Annotated in this window: 15 protein-coding genes; 3 read left to right on the top strand and 12 right to left on the bottom strand. The window is 61.6% G+C overall.

Translation table 11 applies throughout. The annotated features are described in order from the left end of the window. A partial coding sequence (locus RAE07_RS09165; RefSeq protein ID WP_317001733.1) for a hypothetical protein occupies positions 1-671 on the top strand: 671 nt, incomplete at its 5' end. A 54-nt stretch (positions 672-725) separates the two neighbouring features. Here the strand turns inward: RAE07_RS09165 and RAE07_RS09160 are convergent. Both RAE07_RS09160 and RAE07_RS09155 read right to left on the bottom strand, forming a co-directional pair. After that, positions 726-1,925 (bottom strand): FUSC family protein, encoded by a 1,200-nt coding sequence (locus tag RAE07_RS09160; protein WP_317001732.1) that lies wholly within the window; start codon positions 1,923-1,925, stop codon positions 726-728. 240 nt (positions 1,926-2,165) lie between these two features. Further along, positions 2,166-2,297 carry a hypothetical protein gene (locus RAE07_RS09155; protein WP_317001731.1) on the bottom strand — a complete coding sequence of 44 codons (132 nt, stop codon included), beginning with the start codon at positions 2,295-2,297 and terminating at the stop codon, positions 2,166-2,168. Positions 2,298-2,411: 114 nt separating this feature from the next. Between RAE07_RS09155 and RAE07_RS09150 the strand changes: the two genes are divergently transcribed. Beyond that, positions 2,412-3,161 (top strand): HNH endonuclease signature motif containing protein, encoded by a 750-nt coding sequence (locus RAE07_RS09150; protein WP_317001730.1) that lies wholly within the window; start codon positions 2,412-2,414, stop codon positions 3,159-3,161. 136 nt (positions 3,162-3,297) lie between these two features. On the opposite strand, the gene fbaA is transcribed toward RAE07_RS09150, so the two are convergent. From fbaA to RAE07_RS09105, 9 genes are all read right to left on the bottom strand, one after another. Further along, positions 3,298-4,332: a class II fructose-bisphosphate aldolase gene (gene fbaA / locus RAE07_RS09145; RefSeq protein ID WP_023019991.1), complete on the bottom strand. Its 1,035-nt coding sequence runs from the start codon at positions 4,330-4,332 to the stop codon at positions 3,298-3,300. A 143-nt stretch (positions 4,333-4,475) separates the two neighbouring features. After that, entirely contained in the window at positions 4,476-5,666 is a 1,191-nt protein-coding gene (locus tag RAE07_RS09140; RefSeq protein WP_317001729.1) for a glycoside hydrolase family 76 protein, read from the bottom strand. Between the two features lie 54 nt (positions 5,667-5,720). Beyond that, positions 5,721-6,386 (bottom strand): TrmH family RNA methyltransferase, encoded by a 666-nt coding sequence (locus tag RAE07_RS09135; RefSeq protein ID WP_317001728.1) that lies wholly within the window; start codon positions 6,384-6,386, stop codon positions 5,721-5,723. Beyond that, positions 6,379-6,969: an orotate phosphoribosyltransferase gene (pyrE, locus tag RAE07_RS09130; RefSeq protein WP_051138304.1), complete on the bottom strand. Its 591-nt coding sequence runs from the start codon at positions 6,967-6,969 to the stop codon at positions 6,379-6,381. The genes RAE07_RS09135 and pyrE overlap by 8 nt, the downstream gene beginning before the upstream one ends. 69 nt (positions 6,970-7,038) lie before the next feature. Continuing rightward, positions 7,039-8,532, bottom strand: coding sequence for a TtfA family protein (locus RAE07_RS09125; RefSeq protein WP_234288157.1), 1,494 nt, complete (start codon positions 8,530-8,532; stop codon positions 7,039-7,041). An 88-nt stretch (positions 8,533-8,620) separates the two neighbouring features. Continuing rightward, positions 8,621-9,478, bottom strand: coding sequence for a sulfurtransferase (locus RAE07_RS09120; RefSeq protein WP_023019996.1), 858 nt, complete (start codon positions 9,476-9,478; stop codon positions 8,621-8,623). A gap of 55 nt (positions 9,479-9,533) precedes the next feature. Next, a complete protein-coding gene (clpB, locus tag RAE07_RS09115) occupies positions 9,534-12,089 on the bottom strand; it encodes an ATP-dependent chaperone ClpB (protein ID WP_200288591.1) in 2,556 nt (851 codons plus the stop codon). 132 nt (positions 12,090-12,221) lie between these two features. Further along, positions 12,222-13,634: a TetR/AcrR family transcriptional regulator gene (locus RAE07_RS09110; RefSeq protein WP_200288590.1), complete on the bottom strand. Its 1,413-nt coding sequence runs from the start codon at positions 13,632-13,634 to the stop codon at positions 12,222-12,224. A 261-nt stretch (positions 13,635-13,895) separates the two neighbouring features. Beyond that, positions 13,896-15,269: a sodium/glutamate symporter gene (locus RAE07_RS09105; protein WP_200288589.1), complete on the bottom strand. Its 1,374-nt coding sequence runs from the start codon at positions 15,267-15,269 to the stop codon at positions 13,896-13,898. Between the two features lie 179 nt (positions 15,270-15,448). On the opposite strand from RAE07_RS09105, the gene RAE07_RS09100 reads away from it, so the two are divergent. Continuing rightward, positions 15,449-16,621: an FAD-binding oxidoreductase gene (locus RAE07_RS09100; RefSeq protein ID WP_200288588.1), complete on the top strand. Its 1,173-nt coding sequence runs from the start codon at positions 15,449-15,451 to the stop codon at positions 16,619-16,621. On the opposite strand, the gene RAE07_RS09095 is transcribed toward RAE07_RS09100, so the two are convergent. Further along, positions 16,618-17,433, bottom strand: a complete 816-nt coding sequence (locus RAE07_RS09095; RefSeq protein WP_317001727.1) for a carbon-nitrogen hydrolase family protein — start codon at positions 17,431-17,433, stop codon at positions 16,618-16,620. The two genes, RAE07_RS09100 and RAE07_RS09095, sit on opposite strands and share 4 nt — an antisense overlap. Positions 17,434-17,449 lie beyond the last annotated feature (16 nt).

Raw genomic sequence — 17,449 nt, 5'->3', positions numbered from 1 at the left:
CCCCACAGGCGCCCCACCTAACAGAGCCCGCCCGCATCGTCGTCGCCGGCTCCGACGCCGCCCTCTCGGCCGTGCTCACTCGCCTCATGCGCTCCGACCGCCTCTGGGCCGAGGTTGCCTTCATCCCCGTCCCCTCGTCCGCAGCATCCTCCTCCTCAACCACCGCGCCGGCCACCTCCACTTCGTCCACCGCGTCCTCGGCCGCGCAGAACTGGGGTCTTCCCACCGCCCCGGCCGAAGCCCTCGACTTCGCCCGCACCGCCCCGGCCCGCCCAGCTCCGCTCATCCGCAACGATTCTGGCCTCGCAGTCGCTGGCTCTGCCACCATCTCGGATTCCGCAAACGGCGCTTTCACCGGCGAAATCATCATCGATGACCACACGCTCGCCGCCTCCTCCCCCAAGACCTTCGGCGCACGCCTAGTCCCGATGACCGATGCCCCCGGCATCCTCGCCGCCCGCGCTACCTCCCCCGTCGAATCCCAGGGCCGCCTCCGCTCGCTCCTGCGCAAGCCCGGCCAACTCGACCCCGAATCCGTGCGCACCGGCCGCGCCGTCCAGGCCGGCGGCCCACAGCTGCGCGTCATCGTCGATTCGGTCCCCCACAAGCGGCCGGTGACCCGCGTGACCTTCTACCGCCACCTGCGCGACCTCCAGATCGTCCGTCCTTAGCCCCCGCGCGACGTCACTCATTGCGCACGGCGTCTTTATCTACGCGCGAGGACGCTAGTCCTCGCGCCCCCACACCTCCGGCGGGTAGGCCGGATGCTGCGACGTCGGCACCAAGTGCGCCACGGCCGACTCACGCGAGAGCCCGCACACCATCAGCATGTCCACCACAATGGAACGCGTCTGGCCCAAAATCATATAGGCCGATAACGTGCCGTCCTTGTCAATGATGTCTATCCCGGCGCGCCCGCCCACGATGCGCAGACGCTGCACGAGGTCCGGAATCTCAATCGCTTCGTCGTGCCCATGCTGTTTGCCCTGGCCGTAGAGCTCGCTGATGGCGAGCATGATTTCAGAAAGCTCATCGAGCAATTCCACCTGCTCGTCTGAAACCTTGTCGCGGTCCTCCGTCAGGCCCAATGCCTGGCGGGAGAGCACGCGCACGCCGCGCACCGCGTTATCTACCGGCATGAGGATGCGCTCCAGCGAGCGAATGCTGCGCCGCGATGCCCACAACAGTGGCGAGACCTCCGAGGCCTCCCTGCCCGATTGCGCCGCACTCAGCAGGGTATTCACGCTGTCTTGCGTACCGCGCACCGCCTCGCGCGCATCTCGGATAACGGCGGGGTCTTGCTGGCGGATGCCGTACGTGACGTCGGCAAGAATGCTTGAGGCAATCTTGAGCACCTTCGATACCTCGCGCCGCGCCTCCACCAACGGGGAATTGGGAATCAACGCGATGGTTATCAGGCCAATGCCTGAGCCAATCATCGCGTCGATCGCGCGGTGCAGGCCACCCGGGCCCTCCGTGGGTGGGAAAATCGTCGCAATCAAAATCGCGCCAAAGACAATCTGGTTAGTAATCAGCGGCGACTTGGTCAAAAACGAGCCCACCACCAGGCCCGCGCCCACGATGAAGAAAATCTGGAACGGCCCCTGCCCCACAATCTGAAAGAGCAAGTCGCCTACGGCCACGCCGATGATGCCGCCAATCGACATCTCCAGCGCCTTCTTCATCCTGTCCCCACCGGACATCCCTAAAATGATGACCGCGGAAATCGGCGCAAAGAACGGCTGCGGGTGCCCCACCACATCGCCGGCCACCCAGTACGCGAGCGCCGCACCAATGGTCGCCTGGACGATGTAGACAAACCGCGCGCGGATGCGGTTTACCCGCGAGAGCACCGAGCGGTCAATCACCCGCAGCTTTTCCCGCGTTGAGACTCTTTCCTTCGCTTCCGACATGACTTCCAGCATAGAAGACCGCCCCTACCATCGCCGCCGTCCCCGCGCATCTCGGCCGTCGGCTGGCCTGTGGATAGCTCTTGCCGACGCCCCCTTCTCCCCCACCTATCCACAATTTCGCCCTTCCCGGCCGCACACCGCTTGTTCGGTCCTCGCGTGCCCTTTAGCTTCGGCCGTGTGAACACCGATTTTCTTTTGTTATGCCGCCGCGGCGTCGACCTCGTCGCCGAGTTTCAGGGCTGCTCCGAAGACTCACTCCTCAAGGCCGGAGCCAGCCCCCTTTTGGCTGCCTAGCTCGCCCGCCTGCAGCACGTCTACTTCGGCCGCACGTCCAATAGCCGCAAGCAGCGCCTCGCGCGCGACGCCGCCCGCACCCGCGCCCATGACCTCGCCACGCTCGATAGCATTGAGTCCTATACCCGCCGCGTACGCGATCCCAACCGCGCCTGGGACCTGCGCTTAGAGCTCTGCCGCACCGAGGCGCGCCTGATTCCCTCCGTGGCCAAGAAGCTCCTCAAGCAGCTCAATCCGCCCCGCCGCCCTGAGCCCGGCGTGCGCTATACCCGCCGCCCCGACGGACCCCACACCATCTCCATTACGGCCGATCCCACCGATATCGCCGATATCAAGGGCGTGCTCTCCTCCGTCAATAAAGACGATCCCCTCGCCGCCGCCAAGAAGGTCCTCCTCGAGGGCAACCCCGGCGCGCTGCCGGCCGTGCACACCAACGTCATCCTCACCCTAGACCAGCTCGACCGCATCGTCGCCGCGCCTTCCGACGCCACCGATACCACCCTCCAGCTCACCAACGGCGCCCGCATGACCGGCGCACAGCTGGTTGCCCGCGCTCTCGCCCAGCGCGGCTACGTCAGCCTCGTTCACCCCGAGCACGGCCCGGTAAACCTGTATCGCACCGAGCGCATGGCCACGTGGAAACAACGCATGCTCGCCGCGGCCGAGCACCCCGTGTGCGCGTGGCCGGGTTGTAATACGCCTGCCGACGACGCCCAAGTCCACCACCTCACCGCCTGGTCCACCGGCGGACCCACAAACCAAGAAAATCTGGTCACCCTGTGCGCACACCACAACGCCATCAACCAGGATGACCCCTCCCGACCCACAGAACGCGGCCGTATGGTGCGCGTAAGTGGCCGCATCGCCTGGGTACCGCCGTGGAGCAATACCCCGCGCTTCGTCCCCAGCCCCACCCGGCCACCGAATCGCCACACGCAGCCACCTGGTCCTTAGCCCCTCGGCCCCACCACCCGCCAGCGCCGCCCGCGAAATCCCGACCCTGGCCGAAGACATGAAAAAGCCGCCTCCCACGCGGGGGAAGCGGCCAGTTCGGCGTGCCTACTTAAGGGGCTGCCGCAGCTTAGAAACTTTACTTGGAGAGGGACTTGCCCACAGAGTGCAGGTCCTGGCAAGACTCGATGACGCGCTCGGACATGCCCTGCTCTGCCTTCTTCAGGTAGGAGCGTGGGTCATAAACCTTCTTGTTGCCAACCTCGCCGTCAATCTTGAAGACGCCATCGTAGTTTTCCATCATGTGGCGAGCAACCGGGTTGGTAAAGGCATACTGGGTATCGGTATCCACGTTCATCTTGATGACGCCGTAGCGAAGTGCCTCTTCAATCTTTTCCTTCTCGGAGCCGGAGCCACCGTGGAATACGAAGTCGAAGGCGTACTCGTCCTCACCCAGGCCGAGCTTCTTCTGTGCAACCTTCTGGCCCTCCAGCAGGACCTCTGGGCGCAGCTTCACGTTGCCTGGCTTGTAGACGCCGTGAACGTTGCCGAAGGTAGCGGCCAGCATGTAGCGGCCCTTCTCACCGGTGCCCAGGGCATCGATGGTCTTTTCAAAGTCCTCCGGGGAGGTGTACAGGTTAGCGCCTGCCTTTGCCTGAACGCCGTCCTCTTCGCCGCCGACGACGCCAATCTCAGCCTCGAGGATGACGTGAGCGTTCTTAGCCTTTTCCAGCAGTTCCTGTGCGATGACCAGGTTCTCGTCGATTGGAATAGCGGAGCCGTCCCACATGTGGGACTGGAACAGCGGGTTCTCGCCGCGGTCGACGCGCTCCTGGGAGATAGCCAGCAACGGGCGGACGTACTCATCGAGTACCTCCTTCTGGCAGTGGTCGGTGTGCAGCGCGATATTGACGCCGTAGTGCTTCGCGGCCTCATGAGCGAATGCGGCCAATGCCTGAGCACCCTTGACCTTATCCTTCAGTGCCAGGCCGGAACCGAAGGCTGCGCCGCCGGTAGAGAACTGGATGATGCCGTCGGACTCGGCCTCCGCAAAGCCCTTCAGAGCTGCGTTAATGGTCTCAGAAGAGGTGCAGTTGATAGCTGGGAACGCGAAGCCATTCTTCTTCGCGGTATCCAGCATCTCGTTATAGACCTCAGGGGTTGCAATTGGCATGAATTTCCATCCTTAAAAGTGGGTTTGTGGTCAAACACGTTCCAGCACCCAAGTATGCCCGTTTCACGGAATTTCTGCCGCAAAAACTCTGTGACATTTTCAACCCATCTATGCGCGCCGCACAACTGGCCCGCCCCTGCGGACTATTTAGATAGATGCCGCGTCACGCGAGCGCAGGCCTCCATCAGCATCCATCCGGAAAGTTGCACGGATAAATCGCGCTCGTCCACGCGGATGATGCCTACCTTCTCACTCATGGTGCGCCGGCCGAAGCCGTAGTTATGCGGCAGGCGCGCATCGGACAACCAATCAGAGCCGAAGATCGGCAGACCATCAACCTCTAAGCGGTGCTCCCACACCGACTCGGCCGAGGCCATCACCATGCGCGCGGCCAGCTTCTTCGTGGCACGGTTGGCGGGAGAATCGCCGGGCAGGCGCACGGCGACGTCGGCAAGATAGCGCATCAAAATGCCCTTAAACAGGCCCCCATCACCATCGCCGGTCTCCCAGTCCACCACGCCCGAGGGGGTAGCCATGCCCGAAGCCACCGTCTGCACCAGGCCGCGGATGCGGATAATGTAGTCCATCATCTCGGACGCCAGCTCGGCCTCGTGCACGCTGTCGATTTGCTCCAAATCACCGATACCGGCCTTTTCCCGCAGCGCCAGCACAATTTCCAAGCACGCACCTAGAACCACGCCTTGGCAGTAGGGGTGGATGTTTTTTACCACCTCAGGGCCGTCCATGCGCATGCGCACGCCGTCCATGATGTAGCCGTCGTCATCAAGCAGGTGATCGTAGATCCAGTCGATGATGTGGCGCGCTTCCTCAATGCGCCCCATCCGCGCCAACATGATGGCGCCCGGGCCATTGGAGGGCACGTTCATGAAATTCTCGCCGAGGCGCCACGGCAACACGCCGAGCGATTCATCGAGTCCTTCGTGGATATTGCGCTGCAGCTCCGCCAAACGCTTCGGCGTCTTCGCCTTCTTTAGCTCCTCCACGCGGCCGAAGGCCAAGGCGAGCCACCCCTTGTCATCGTAGTACTTATTCTTGGTCAGCTGCGCGAGGTTGCGGATGCGAATGCCGCGCAAGGTGTCATAGATGCGGTGGCGCCGCACCTTGGTGTTATTGCGCAGCGCCGCATCGACGAGGCAGTCCAGGTAGTGGGCCTGCCACCAGTAGTGCCAGTGGACAAAGAGCTTTTCCTTCGTGGTGGGCGGCCAGCTGACCACGGCAAGATTGGTGCGCGGCAGGCCCCATACGGAGTGCGCGTGGCGCTCATTGATGGCGGCCTCTGCGAGTTCGGCGCGGTGGGCCCACTTTTCTTCCACGGTTCCTCAATCACTCCAGTCGCACGGGTAGATATAGCTAGTGTAACGATCTTCCTACCAGGAGTTGGCCAGATCGGCGTGCTGGCGGATCCAGGCGTGCATGGCAATGCCGGCCGCGACACCCGCGTTGATGGAGCGGGTGGAGCCAAATTGGGCGATGGAGCAGGTCATCAGCGCAGCGTCCTGGGCCGCTTGCGTCACACCGGGGCCTTCCTGGCCGAAAAGCAGCAGGCTGCGCTCCGGCAGCTCGGCCGTTTCCAGGGGCACGCAACCGGGGGTGTTGTCGATGGCGACGACGGTCAGCCCCTCCTCGGCCGCCCACGCAATAAGCTTCTCGACGCTCTCATGGTGCATCAAGTGCTGGTACCTATCCGTCACCATTGCCCCACGCCGATTCCACCGCCGGCGGCCGACGATGTGCACTGTATCGACGGCGAAGGCGTTGGCGGTACGCACGACGGTGCCAATATTGGCATCGTTTTCAAAGTTCTCGATAGCGATGTGCAGGCTATGCCGGCGCTTATCGATGTCCTTTTTGATCGCTTCCCTGCTCCAGTAGCGGTAGGCATCGACGACGTTGCGACGGTCGCCTTCAGCGAGCAGCTCTGGGTCGTATTTCTCAGCCTCTGGCCCTTGCGGCAGCGGACCTTCCCACGGGCCTACGCCATGGCGGCCCTCGTTCCACTCGGTCGGGCCCTTGGCCTCGTCTGCGTTAGGCAAGGTCAAGGTCGCCCAGGCCCAACAGGGAGCGGTATTCAAGGCCTTCTGCGGCGATGACGTCGCCGGCACCAGTCTCGCGGTCTACGACGGTCGCTACGCCAACGACCTCGGCGCCGGCCTCGCGCAGCGCAGCCACGGCGGTCAGCGGGGAGTTACCGGTGGTCGTGGTGTCTTCTACGACAAGGACCTTCTTTCCTTCCACGTCCGTGCCCTCGATGCGGCGCTGCATGCCGTGCTTCTTGGCTTCTTTGCGCACGACGAAGGCGTCGATATCGCGGCCGTCGGCATGCATGATGGAAGTAGCAACAGGGTCGGCGCCGAGCGTTAGGCCACCGACGGCCGCGAAATCCCAATCGGCGGTCAACTCGCGAAGCAGCGCACCGATGAGGCGGGAGGCCTCGTGGTGCAAGGTAGCGCGGCGCAGATCCACGTAGTAGTTAGCTTCCTTGCCCGAGGACAGGGTCACCTTGCCGTGGACTACGGCCAGTTCCTTGACTAGCTCGGCAAGGCGGGCCTTCTTCTCGGCATCCAGGTTCTGGGCATTCGCGGTGTGCGCATTGGTGTTGTGAGAATCCACAGTCATCTGCTCCTTGTCGTGGTTCGTGCACGGCGGCTCGTGCGCGGCGGCAGGCCGCCAGTATCGGTCTCTAGGCTACTCTTCCCGGCGCGGGTCCGATTCCTCGGCTGCACGGGAATCGGCCGCGCCGGGGGCGGGCCCACTAGTGGAATCGTCGGAGGGGCCGTCGAAGATGGAGGCAGCGCGGAACTGCTGGCGCGGCAGGCGGGCGGTATGAGAATCGGGGGTGGGGCGCTCGCGGCCGTCGGCAATAGCGTCTACTTCGTCGCCGCCTAGCGCGCTGTGTTCGACCGGGCCGCGGGTTTCGGAGTACGCCCGGGACGGCATGTGCAAAGGCTCTTCCGGCCGCTGGATGACGGGACGCTCAAACACGGGCGCACCGGCAGCCGGCGCACCGCCGACAGCTTCCGCGATGGGCTGGGCGGGAATCTCGCGAGCTGGATCCAATTCCTCTAGTCGCACCACGTGAGTGGCCGAGGAGCGCGGTGGCAAGACACGGGCGGCGTCTGCCAATAACGCAAGCGGCGGTAGCATCGCTTCCCATTCCGCGGAGCGCGCCTGCTTCGTAGTCTGTGCTAGCACCCACTCAGTTTCCATCCACAGTGCGGTGACCGCTTCGGGCATTTGCTGCAGGGCGACGTGAACACGCTCGTCTACCATGCGCTCGGTAACAGCACTATCCGAGGAATACACATCAAACCCCTCAAGAGTCATGGCTAAATGCAGATCCTCGGAGGCCTTCGTGTCTTCGCGGTCGAAGCGACGGAAGTCCACCACCATGTCTGAGGCCGCTCCGGTGCGCATCGCCATGACGTTGACGCCATCAATATCCATCAACAGCATCTCGTGGCCATACACGTTTCCCGCGACAATGTCTTTTGGCGCCGCACCGGTAGAGGCCACTCCCCTCGTCCATTCATCTACGAGGTAAGGATCGGACTTCATAAATTCGAAGCCTTTTGCTTCTGCCCAACTGCGGCGCTCGCGACGCAACGTTCCCGGCAGAATCGGCCGATGGCGGGTGTGCGGCTTGGAGGGCGCGCGGTTCTCGCTCGCGGTCTCCTGGCTCGGATTGTGGCTTCGCTCGTGCTTCGGCTCGTTGCTCGGCTCCTGGTCTGGTCCGCGCTCAGGGGTTGGCTCAGGGTCTTGCTGGGTTTCAGACTCCGGTGCGGACTCTGGTGCGGCTTCGGCATGGGACTCGGGAGCTGGGGCAGCTGGCGAAGACGCTAGGTGGGCTGGGTCGACAGCGGGGGCATCGCTAGAGGTCGAGTCAACGGGAGCGGTATCGGAAGAAGCAGGCTCGGCGGACTCGGTGGACTCGGTCCTGGGCTCAGGCTCGGGGGAAGCGGCGTCGACAGGCGCGGCGTCTGCGGGAGTGGTGTCTGCGGGAGTGGTGTCTGCAGGAGCGGTGTCCGCGGGCGCGGTGTCTGCAGGCGTGGCGTCAGCGGGCGTCGGGTCCGTGTCGGCGGAGAGTGTAGGGGCGGAGGTGCGCTGTTTGCCTTCGTAAAGCAGCAAGGCACCGCCGACAATGCCGAGAAGTAGCGCCAAAGCAAGGATTAGAAAAGCCATCACCCCACGATAGTAGTAGGAACAAACAAGCCCTCAGCGCTCGGCGCGCGGAGGCGGGAGGCTGAGGGCGAGGGGTGAGCGTGGGCGATTAGCCGTTGACGGTAAGGCGGTCGCCGCGCTCGACAGGGTTCTTAGGGTTAGCGGACCACTGCGACCAGCCGCCGACATAGTGGCGCAGGCCGGTGAAGCCGGCGTCGTGCATGGCGGCGAGGGCGAGGGCGGAGTGGTTGCCAGAGCCGGAGTAGATGATGGCGCCTTGGACATTGTCGGGGGTTAGTCCGGCGTCGAAAAGAACTTCGCGGATTTCACCCGCAGACTTCCAGGTGCGCAGGCCGTCGTTGTGGAAGAGGCGCTCCGGCACATTGACGGCGCCGGGGATATGACCGGCCTTAAGGTCGAGGTTTTCGCGGCGGCCGGCAAAGCGGTTGCGGGTGCGGGTATCGATGAGCAGGCCATCGTGACTGCGCACGTCATCGATGGTGGCCACCGGCATCTGGCCGGGGTTTACCGTGGCGCTGGCGCCCACGGCGAAGTTGCCGGGGCCGGTCAGCGTCGTATAGCCCAGGTGGCGCCAATTGGCCAAGCCGCCGTCGAGGATGCGGACGTTGTCCAAGCCGGCCCAGCGCAAGGTCCACCACGCGCGGCCGGCGAATAGGCCGCGCCCCTCGTCATAGACCACGACGGGGCGGTCCTCACGGATTCCCCACTGGCGGAAGTGCTCCTGCAGCTTATCCGGATCCGGCAGCGGGTTGCGGCCTACCTGTGAACCGGGGAGACCGGCGAAGGAATTAGCGGTATCGCTAAACAGTGCCGTAGGAATATGCAAGGAAGTGAACTGGTTATAGCTCTGACGCAGCTGTGGCTGCCAGTGGGTGGCCAAGAGGGTAAATCGTTCGCCGTGATAAATGGATTCGCGGAGTTCTTGTGGGGAGACCAAAATGCTCATGCCCCGAGTCTAGGGGCATGAGCAGGATTTGGCGCGGCGGGCGGTACGCGGCCGACTAGCGGGCGGCGATGTCTAGCTCGGCACCGCCATCTGCGACGTCCACGTGGACAGTGTCGCCATCGACGATATCGCCGGCCAACAGCTTCTTGGCGAGCTTGTCACCAATGGCCTGCTGGATGGTACGGCGCAGCGGACGGGCACCGTAGGCTGGGTCGTAGCCGCGCTCGGCCAGCCAGGACTTGGCAGAATCCGAGACTTGCAAGGTCAGGCGGCGGGCGTCGAGACGCTCGGACAGGCCGCGCAGCTGGATGTCGACAATGCCGCGTAGAAGCTCCTCAGAAAGGGGCTCAAACATGACCACGTCATCGAGACGGTTGATGAATTCAGGCTTGAAGGCCTTCTTCACCGCATCCATGGTTTCCTCCCGGGTGCCGCCGGCGCCCAAGTTGGAGGTCAAGATGATGACGGTATTGCGGAAGTCGACGGTGCGTCCCTGGCCATCGGTAAGCCGTCCCTCATCCAAGACCTGTAGGAGGACGTCGAAGACATCGGGGTGGGCCTTTTCTACCTCGTCGAAAAGCACGAGCGTGTAGGGGCGACGGCGCACGGCCTCGGTGAGCTGTCCGCCGGCCTCATGGCCGACGTATCCCGGAGGAGCACCAACGAGGCGGGAAACGGAGTGCTTCTCCCCGTACTCGGACATATCGATGCGAACCATCGCGGATTCATCGTCGAAGAGGAAGTCCGCCAGGGCCTTCGCAAGCTCGGTCTTGCCCACGCCGGTAGGACCGAGGAAGAGGAAAGAACCGGTGGGGCGGTTCGGATCGGCCACTCCCGCACGGGAACGGCGCACAGCATCCGATACCGCGGTAACGGCTTCCTTCTGTCCCACCACGCGCTTGCCCAGCACGGATTCCATATTGAGCAGCTTTTCTGTCTCGCCCTGCAGCATCTTGCCGGCCGGAATGCCGGTCCAAGCGGAGACGACCTCAGCGATGGTGTCTGGGCTTACTTCCTCATCGAGCATGGTATTGCGCTGCTCGGTGGCCTTAACTTCGGCGGCCGCAAGATCCTTTTCCAGCGGCGGAATCTTGCCGTAGTTAATCTCAGAGGCGAGTGCGAGGTCGCCATCACGCTCGGCGATTTCTGCTTGTCGGCGCAGGTCATCGAGTTCTTCCTTGATGTTTTGCACATCATCGATGGCCTTCTTCTCATTAGCCCAGCGGGCCTTGAGCTCGCCGAGCTTCTCGCGCTGGTCCGCAAGCTCACCTTGCAGGGTGGCCAGGCGGTCTTGAGAAGCAGCGTCCGATTCCTTCTTCAGCGCGAGCTCTTCAATCTCCATGCGGCGGACGATGCGCTCGAGCTCGTCGATTTCCTGCGGGGAGGAATCGATCTCCATGCGCAGGCGGGAACCTGCTTCGTCGACAAGGTCAATGGCCTTATCCGGCAGGAAGCGGTTGGTGATGTAGCGATTGGACAGCTCGGCGGCCGAAACCAACGCGGAGTCCATAATGCGCACGCCGTGATGCACCTCGTAGCGCTCCTTCAGGCCACGCAGAATACCGATGGTGTCCTCCACGGAGGGCTCGGCAGCATAGACCTGCTGGAAGCGGCGCTCCAGAGCGGCGTCCTTTTCGATGTACTTGCGGTACTCGTCCAAGGTAGTGGCGCCTACGAGGCGCAGCTCGCCACGGGCCAGCATGGGTTTGATCATATTGCCGGCGTCCATAGAGCCGTCACCGGTAGCACCGGCGCCGACGATGGTGTGCAGCTCGTCGATGAAGGTGATGATCTCGCCCTCAGAGGACTTAATCTCATCGAGCACGGCCTTTAAGCGCTCCTCGAATTCACCGCGGTACTTAGCGCCAGCGACCATGGAACCCAAGTCCAGGCTGATGAGGGTCTTGCCCTTGAGAGACTCGGGGACATCGCCAGCCACGATGCGGCGGGCCAAGCCTTCCACGATGGCGGTCTTGCCCACGCCGGGCTCGCCAATGAGTACCGGGTTATTCTTCGTGCGCCGGCTGAGCACCTGGACCACGCGGCGAATTTCCTGATCACGGCCGATGACCGGGTCGATCTTGCCTTCGCGGGCGCGAGCAGTGAGGTCAGTGGCGTACTTTTCCAAAGCCTGGAATTGGTCCTCCGGATTCTCGGAGGTTACCTTGGCAGCACCGCGCACGGAAGGGAAAGCGCCCTTGATGGCGTCATAAGTAGCACCGCGGCCGGTAAGCAGCTCGGCGGCATCGGTCTTGGAGGCGGCGATGGCAGCCAGCAGAACCTCGGTGGAAACGAATTCATCACCAAGCTCACCGGCCAGTTCCTGCGACTGCGTTAGGACGTTGAGGCCGTCGCGGTTAAATTGCGGGTTGGCCATATTGGCGCCCTCGGCCTTGGGATAAGAATCAACAAGCTCGCGGGCTTCCTTGAGCACAGTATCCGGATCTACGCCGGTGGCCTTAAGAACCGGAGCGGCGATTCCGCCGTCCTGGCTGAGAATTGCCGCCAGCAGGTGAGCCGGGCGGATATCCGGGTTTCCATTAGAAGAGGCGGTTTGCAGGGCGTCCTGCAAGGCCTCTTGTGTTTTAGTGGTGGGGTTAAATGAGTTCATGTGTGCGTTGCTCCTTCTAAGATTTATTCACCCACTGTAGGGCTTCACTTAGTACAACGCACCCAGAGTTGAGCCTATTCCACTCAACCTAAATATTTTTGAGCGTAGGTCGCTCAACTTTGCACAGGGTGATTAAACCTGCTTGAACTCCTCGTTTTCATGGCCAAGAATCTGCAAGCCATGGGCGATGGCAAAGAAGGACACGGTTACCACCTGGATAAAAAGCGCCCACTTGAGATCTTCATTAAAGCTCTTGAAATCGCCGATGCTGCACAGATGGGCAATGCCATTGGCCCCTGCCCACACGGCCAAAGTGCTGATATAAACCAGCTGGTCGGTGGGAGTAATTCCCATCTCGATGACAAACTTGCGGAGCAGATCCATCATGATGGCGAAGTTCTTGGTCATGCCCTCATGCGAGCTACCATCACCATTGTGCGGAACTACAGAACCGCTGGCCAGCGCAATAATGGAGCTGAAACGCTCTGGGTACATCATCGCGTAGTTAAAGTAGGCGGCCGCAACAATCTGCAGGCGGTCTACCGTGGGGGTGTCATCCGGAAGCTCGGCGAGGCAGGCCTCAAAGATCTTCGCCATCTCTGTGGTGGTGAGAGTTTCTGCCACCTCACGCAGCGCGAAGTCATTGTCCACAATGGTGGTCAGGAAGTCTTTGGAGGTACCAAGCTTTTCGGCCACGTGGTCAAAGAAGCGACGGTCGACGCCGTTGCGACCAGCAACGCGCAACGCGGCCTCAATAATGACCTTCTTGGTTTCCTCCGGGTCCATTTGCTCAAGGTTATCCGGGGCCACGAAGGGCTTTTCACGTTCGCTGCCCATGACCTTTTCTACAATGCCGCGGGCATCGTTCATAATGGGGCGGCGCTGCGGGATCTGCTTATTTTTAAACCAATATTGCAGGGCATCAACCACGAGGCGATCCACCTGCTTCAGGTTAGCGGCGCGAATAACGGCATGCTGCAGGCGCAAGATGCCCACCACACTCAGGTGGCCCATGCCATGGATGAGCGACCAGAGGGCCAAAGTAATGCGGCCGATTTCCAGGGGCGAGATATCTCCGTCTGCCGCTACGACGGCACCCTGCTCTTCGGCAAAGCGCTTGACGACGTTCAGCGCCATGTCCGCACCCGGCGTGCCCGACTTTTCCCCCTTGGCAAATTGGCAGACCCGCTCCTCATCCATGGCATCGTACCGTTCGAAAAGGTAGTGGTAGATGTCGGGCTCGTCTTGCGCGTAGGCAAAGTAGGCCTCCGCCAACTGCATGAGGACATCGCCGCCAGAGTTACCCTCTGGCAGGTGACGTGCAGCCTCCACCATGTATTCAGACATGCGGCAATCCAAAAAATCTGGGATTTCCGCAAGCATGGCAGCACCGCTGCTAAATTCCTCAGAAACCGCCTCCGGCGAGAGGCCAGCCTGGTCTGCCACAGATTCCACGGTAACGGCCTGCTCGCCTTCGCAACCCGCTACATAAACAGCGGCTTCCAGGATAATCACCCGCCTGGAAGCCCCATCCAACTGGTACATCTATTTCCTCATCACGCCAGAGATTGACACCAGCTGATTCTAACAAATTTTAAGGTTTAGGGATAATCCCAATCGATTGCACTTTTCAAGTATTTTTACCCTCACCGATGTTGACGGTGGTAGCGGGGCCGATAGGCCATGGTCACGACCGCAGCCGCGTCCACCCGCCTCGCACTGGGAACCATTTTCTAAGTTTTGGTGCGCCCAATCTCATAGTTTTTTAAGGTAGCGATGCGGGAGGGGGGACGTCGGCAAGCGCGGCTATTCCCGCCTTTGTCCTACATGGCCAATACCCTCTTGGAAGATGGTGCCGCGCGGTGGCATAAGACGCATGGATTTAAAGGCGATATAGACGCCGATGGAAATCGCCAAGGAAATGGCGCCGAAAATGCCGGTAAACCCGTACATGACGGCCATTGGCGCGATGATGGTCCACGAGATTTCAAAGGGTCCGAAGCCGATATAGGCCATGCCATATTCAGACAGGGTGCCGGACTTGAGCTTGGGATCCACGATCTTCAGGATGGCAATGCCGGTCGCCACGGTGGCGGTGGCCCAACCCCAGCCAAAGATGCCGCGCTCAATCCAGCGCTCACCAAAGAACTCGGCCGGGAACCACAGCAAGAAGAACACACAGAAGATGGTGCCGAGGATAAAGAGGAGAAGAAGCGCCTGCCAGTAGGAAGCAATGGCGGCCGGAACGATGGCGGCCACGCCGAAGGCAATGAGGTAGTCCGTGGCTGCTCCGGAGATGGAGGAAATGGAGTCCTTATCTAGGTAGTCCTCGGCGCCCACGAAGTTCATAAGCGCGCGGAAGAATAGTCCCACCACCATGGACATGGCAAAGAGCGGCACGGAGACATTCTCCCAGATGCTGCTCAAACCCTGGTTGATGCCGTAGGCAGTCATCACGGTCAGGATGATGAAGCCGAAGTGCAGTGCGAGCGGCTCGATGGACGAGGGATTGGTGGTAGCGCGGCCGAGCGACGGACGATCATCAATGTTTTTGATGTAGCCGCGGCGCAGCTCTTCCGGCAGCTCCTTGGGCACGTGGGAAACCTTGCCCTTCCGGATGCCCCAGTTGCCGGCGATAACGCCGCCAATGATTGCGGCCAGCGTGCCGACGGTCGCCGAGGTAAAGCCCAGCGAGGATGCCGCATCAGCGCCTACACCTTCGAGCGCGCCACCCACGGCCGCGGCGGTACCAAAGCCGCCGGTAAAGCCAACGGGCAGCATCATGCCGAACCAATTTGGGGTATCAAATAGCGGCGCAAAGAGGAAAAGACCCAGCACGATGAACAGGCCCCACTGGCCGGTAAACATCATGGTGGAGTAGCCCCACATATTGCGCGCACCCTTGCCCATATTTCCGCCTACTTCCATGGAGTAGGCCATAGACGCAAAGACCACCGCGATGAGGATGGAGGTGTAGTCACCCAAGTTATCGGAGAAGTTAATCCAACCCAGCACGTTTGGACCAACCAGCAAGCCGATGAGGCCGGCGGTAATCGGGGCAGGTAGCAACAGGTCCTGGAAGATGAACTTCACTTGGTGACGCAGGACATTGCCGATGACCATGAGCAAAGAAATCCAGCCCACATCCAGCATGAGCGTATAAGCGGAAAAATCTTCCATGGAGACCCTTTCTAGCTGTGCAATTATGGCGGCTTGCCCCCGTTAGAGGGCAGACGGATAGGGAATACAATACCTTCCACTAAGTGATCCACAACATAGGCTCCCGTTTTCACCCCCACTACAGCTTTCAGTATGTAGCTCGACCTCCGGTGCGGCACCGACTATTAGGATGATGAGACATGTGGGAATTGGGCGAGCATTTTCGAAATTACGCAAACGAGTACCGCGATGCGGTGCACGAGCATTTCTTTAACGCGGTGCCCGAATCCCGGCAAATATTCGCCCTGTCTATGCGCGATACCCATACCTCTCTGGTCCCCGCGCTGGCGTGGGTGATTGAACGTACGGAGCCGGGACAGCCCCTGCTTTCCGAAGTCTCTGCAAAGCTCACCCAACTCGCCCGCGATCACCGCCGGCATGGGTTTCCGGCCGAGATTTATTCTCGTTTTGAACACGCCCTGATAGCGGGCCTGCGAGTCCTGGCACTGACGCAGTATCAGTACGATTTCGCCCGCGATGTCATCCACCGCATATGCACGACGATGGCCCAGGTTGCCGGAGAATCTGATGCCGCCGGCGAAGCACCGGCGCACTCGGCGCAAGTGGTGGCTGTGGACCATCCCACCCGTGATACTTCTATTATTCGCGTGGAAGCCGGCTTAGCCGTGCCCTATCAACCGGGACAGCACTTTCCCGTGACCACGCAGTACTTGCCCGGTCAATGGCGCATGCTTACTCCCGCACAGCCTAGCGACGGAACCGGCCAGTTAGTCTTCCACGTCTCCACCGCGGGTGAGGCCTCTCGGTCCCTCGCGCACGCGCAGCCCGGTGATTGGTGGACCCTTGGCCAGCCCGCTGGTGGAATAAGCCTCCACAACGCGGGCGCAGAAGAGCTAATCATCATTGCCTACGGCACCGGATGGGCCACGGCCCGCTGCGCGGCGCTCGCCGCGCTGGACGACGGCGACCACAATCACGTACCGCGCATCTTTGCCGTAGCGGGCAGCCCCGGTGCCCACTATGACACCTACTTCCAGCAAAATCTGGCAGCGCTAGGAGTCCGAGTGCGCCGCATCGTGCGGGAAGAAAGGGACCCGTGGTTGCTCAACGCCCGCGAATTGGCCCCCGGTGCCGATTATGTGGTCTCCGGAGAGCCGACCGATGTAGTAGTCAACGAGGTGGAGTTATCCACAGGCACTCCCCCGCGCTTCCTGCTCGTCGGCCCCGCCGAAGAGGTTGCGGAAGGTAAACAAGAGTTGGTTAAGAAGGGCTTGAACAAGCAGCAGATCGATGTCCTTAGCTGGGGCCGCGACGGGCGCTGGCAGCCGGAGGATTACGCAGCACTCGCCTAGTCCGCAGGGGTCACGACCGGCAAGGTGCGGCGGGTTTTCGCTACCTCATTCGGATCGATCTCGGCATAGAGGATGTCATCTTCGTAGCCAGCCTCGGCCACGCGCACCCCGTTCGGATCAACGATGGTGGAATGTCCAATGCCCGTCGGGCCGGAGGGATTGCCCGCTTTTGCGTCACCGCCTGGGCGCGATTGGCCGGCCGCCACAATGTAGCTGGTGGAATCCAAGGCACGCGCGGCCGTAAGCAGGCGCCACTGCTCCAGCTTGCCGGGGCCGTCTGCCCAGCTGGTAGGCACCACGATAAGCTGCGCGCCCTGGCTAGCTAGCTCCTTGAACTGCTCCGGGAAGCGAATGTCATAGCAGGTGGCCACGCCCACTACAAGGTCATCAACATCAAAGGCAACCAGCGATTCGCCGGCCAAGACAGTATCCGATTCGCGGTAATCGAAGGCGTCATAGGTATGAATCTTGTCGTACCCACCTAACACGCCAGACCCTGCAATAAGCGCTGTATTGCTAACCCGATTGATGGTCTTGCCATCGCGCTCAACGGTATCGGCTGGGCAAAACATGCCGGCTACGACGGTAACCTCGAGTTCTTCTGCCAGAGCTTGGATCGCCGTGGCAAACGGACCTTCGAGTGATTGCGCCTGCTCATCAAGACGCCCGGAGCGGAAATTCTGTGACGTGGCCTCTGGCAGCACGATAAGTCGCGCCCCGTTTCCAGCGGCTTCACGGATCTTTGCTAGGGCTATCTCCTGGTTTTCGGTGATATTTCCGGTGGATGTTAACTGCACTGCTGCTACCTTCATGCCTCCCAAAGTAATG

The sequence above is a fragment of the Corynebacterium nasorum genome, from assembly GCF_032821635.1.
In the GTDB taxonomy this organism is placed as follows: Bacteria; Actinomycetota; Actinomycetes; order Mycobacteriales; family Mycobacteriaceae; genus Corynebacterium; species Corynebacterium kefirresidentii.
Note: the sequence above shows the minus strand (reverse complement) of the source record. Positions and strands in the feature narration are given on the sequence as shown.

What these genes read in the sequence shown, in the direction of transcription:
- RAE07_RS09100 (WP_200288588.1), top strand. Translation starts at nt 15,449, where the DNA reads ATGTGGGAATTGGGCGAGCATTTTCGAAATTACGCAAACGAGTACCGC.
- RAE07_RS09125 (WP_234288157.1), bottom strand. Translation starts at nt 8,532, where the DNA reads ATGGCTTTTCTAATCCTTGCTTTGGCGCTACTTCTCGGCATTGTCGGC.
- RAE07_RS09110 (WP_200288590.1), bottom strand. Translation starts at nt 13,634, where the DNA reads ATGTACCAGTTGGATGGGGCTTCCAGGCGGGTGATTATCCTGGAAGCC.
- RAE07_RS09095 (WP_317001727.1), bottom strand. Translation starts at nt 17,433, where the DNA reads ATGAAGGTAGCAGCAGTGCAGTTAACATCCACCGGAAATATCACCGAA.
- RAE07_RS09120 (WP_023019996.1), bottom strand. Translation starts at nt 9,478, where the DNA reads ATGAGCATTTTGGTCTCCCCACAAGAACTCCGCGAATCCATTTATCAC.
- RAE07_RS09160 (WP_317001732.1), bottom strand. Translation starts at nt 1,925, where the DNA reads ATGCTGGAAGTCATGTCGGAAGCGAAGGAAAGAGTCTCAACGCGGGAA.
- pyrE (WP_051138304.1), bottom strand. Translation starts at nt 6,969, where the DNA reads ATGACTGTGGATTCTCACAACACCAATGCGCACACCGCGAATGCCCAG.
- RAE07_RS09155 (WP_317001731.1), bottom strand. Translation starts at nt 2,297, where the DNA reads ATGGGCGCGGGTGCGGGCGGCGTCGCGCGCGAGGCGCTGCTTGCGGCT.
- RAE07_RS09105 (WP_200288589.1), bottom strand. Translation starts at nt 15,269, where the DNA reads ATGGAAGATTTTTCCGCTTATACGCTCATGCTGGATGTGGGCTGGATT.
- fbaA (WP_023019991.1), bottom strand. Translation starts at nt 4,332, where the DNA reads ATGCCAATTGCAACCCCTGAGGTCTATAACGAGATGCTGGATACCGCG.
- clpB (WP_200288591.1), bottom strand. Translation starts at nt 12,089, where the DNA reads ATGAACTCATTTAACCCCACCACTAAAACACAAGAGGCCTTGCAGGAC.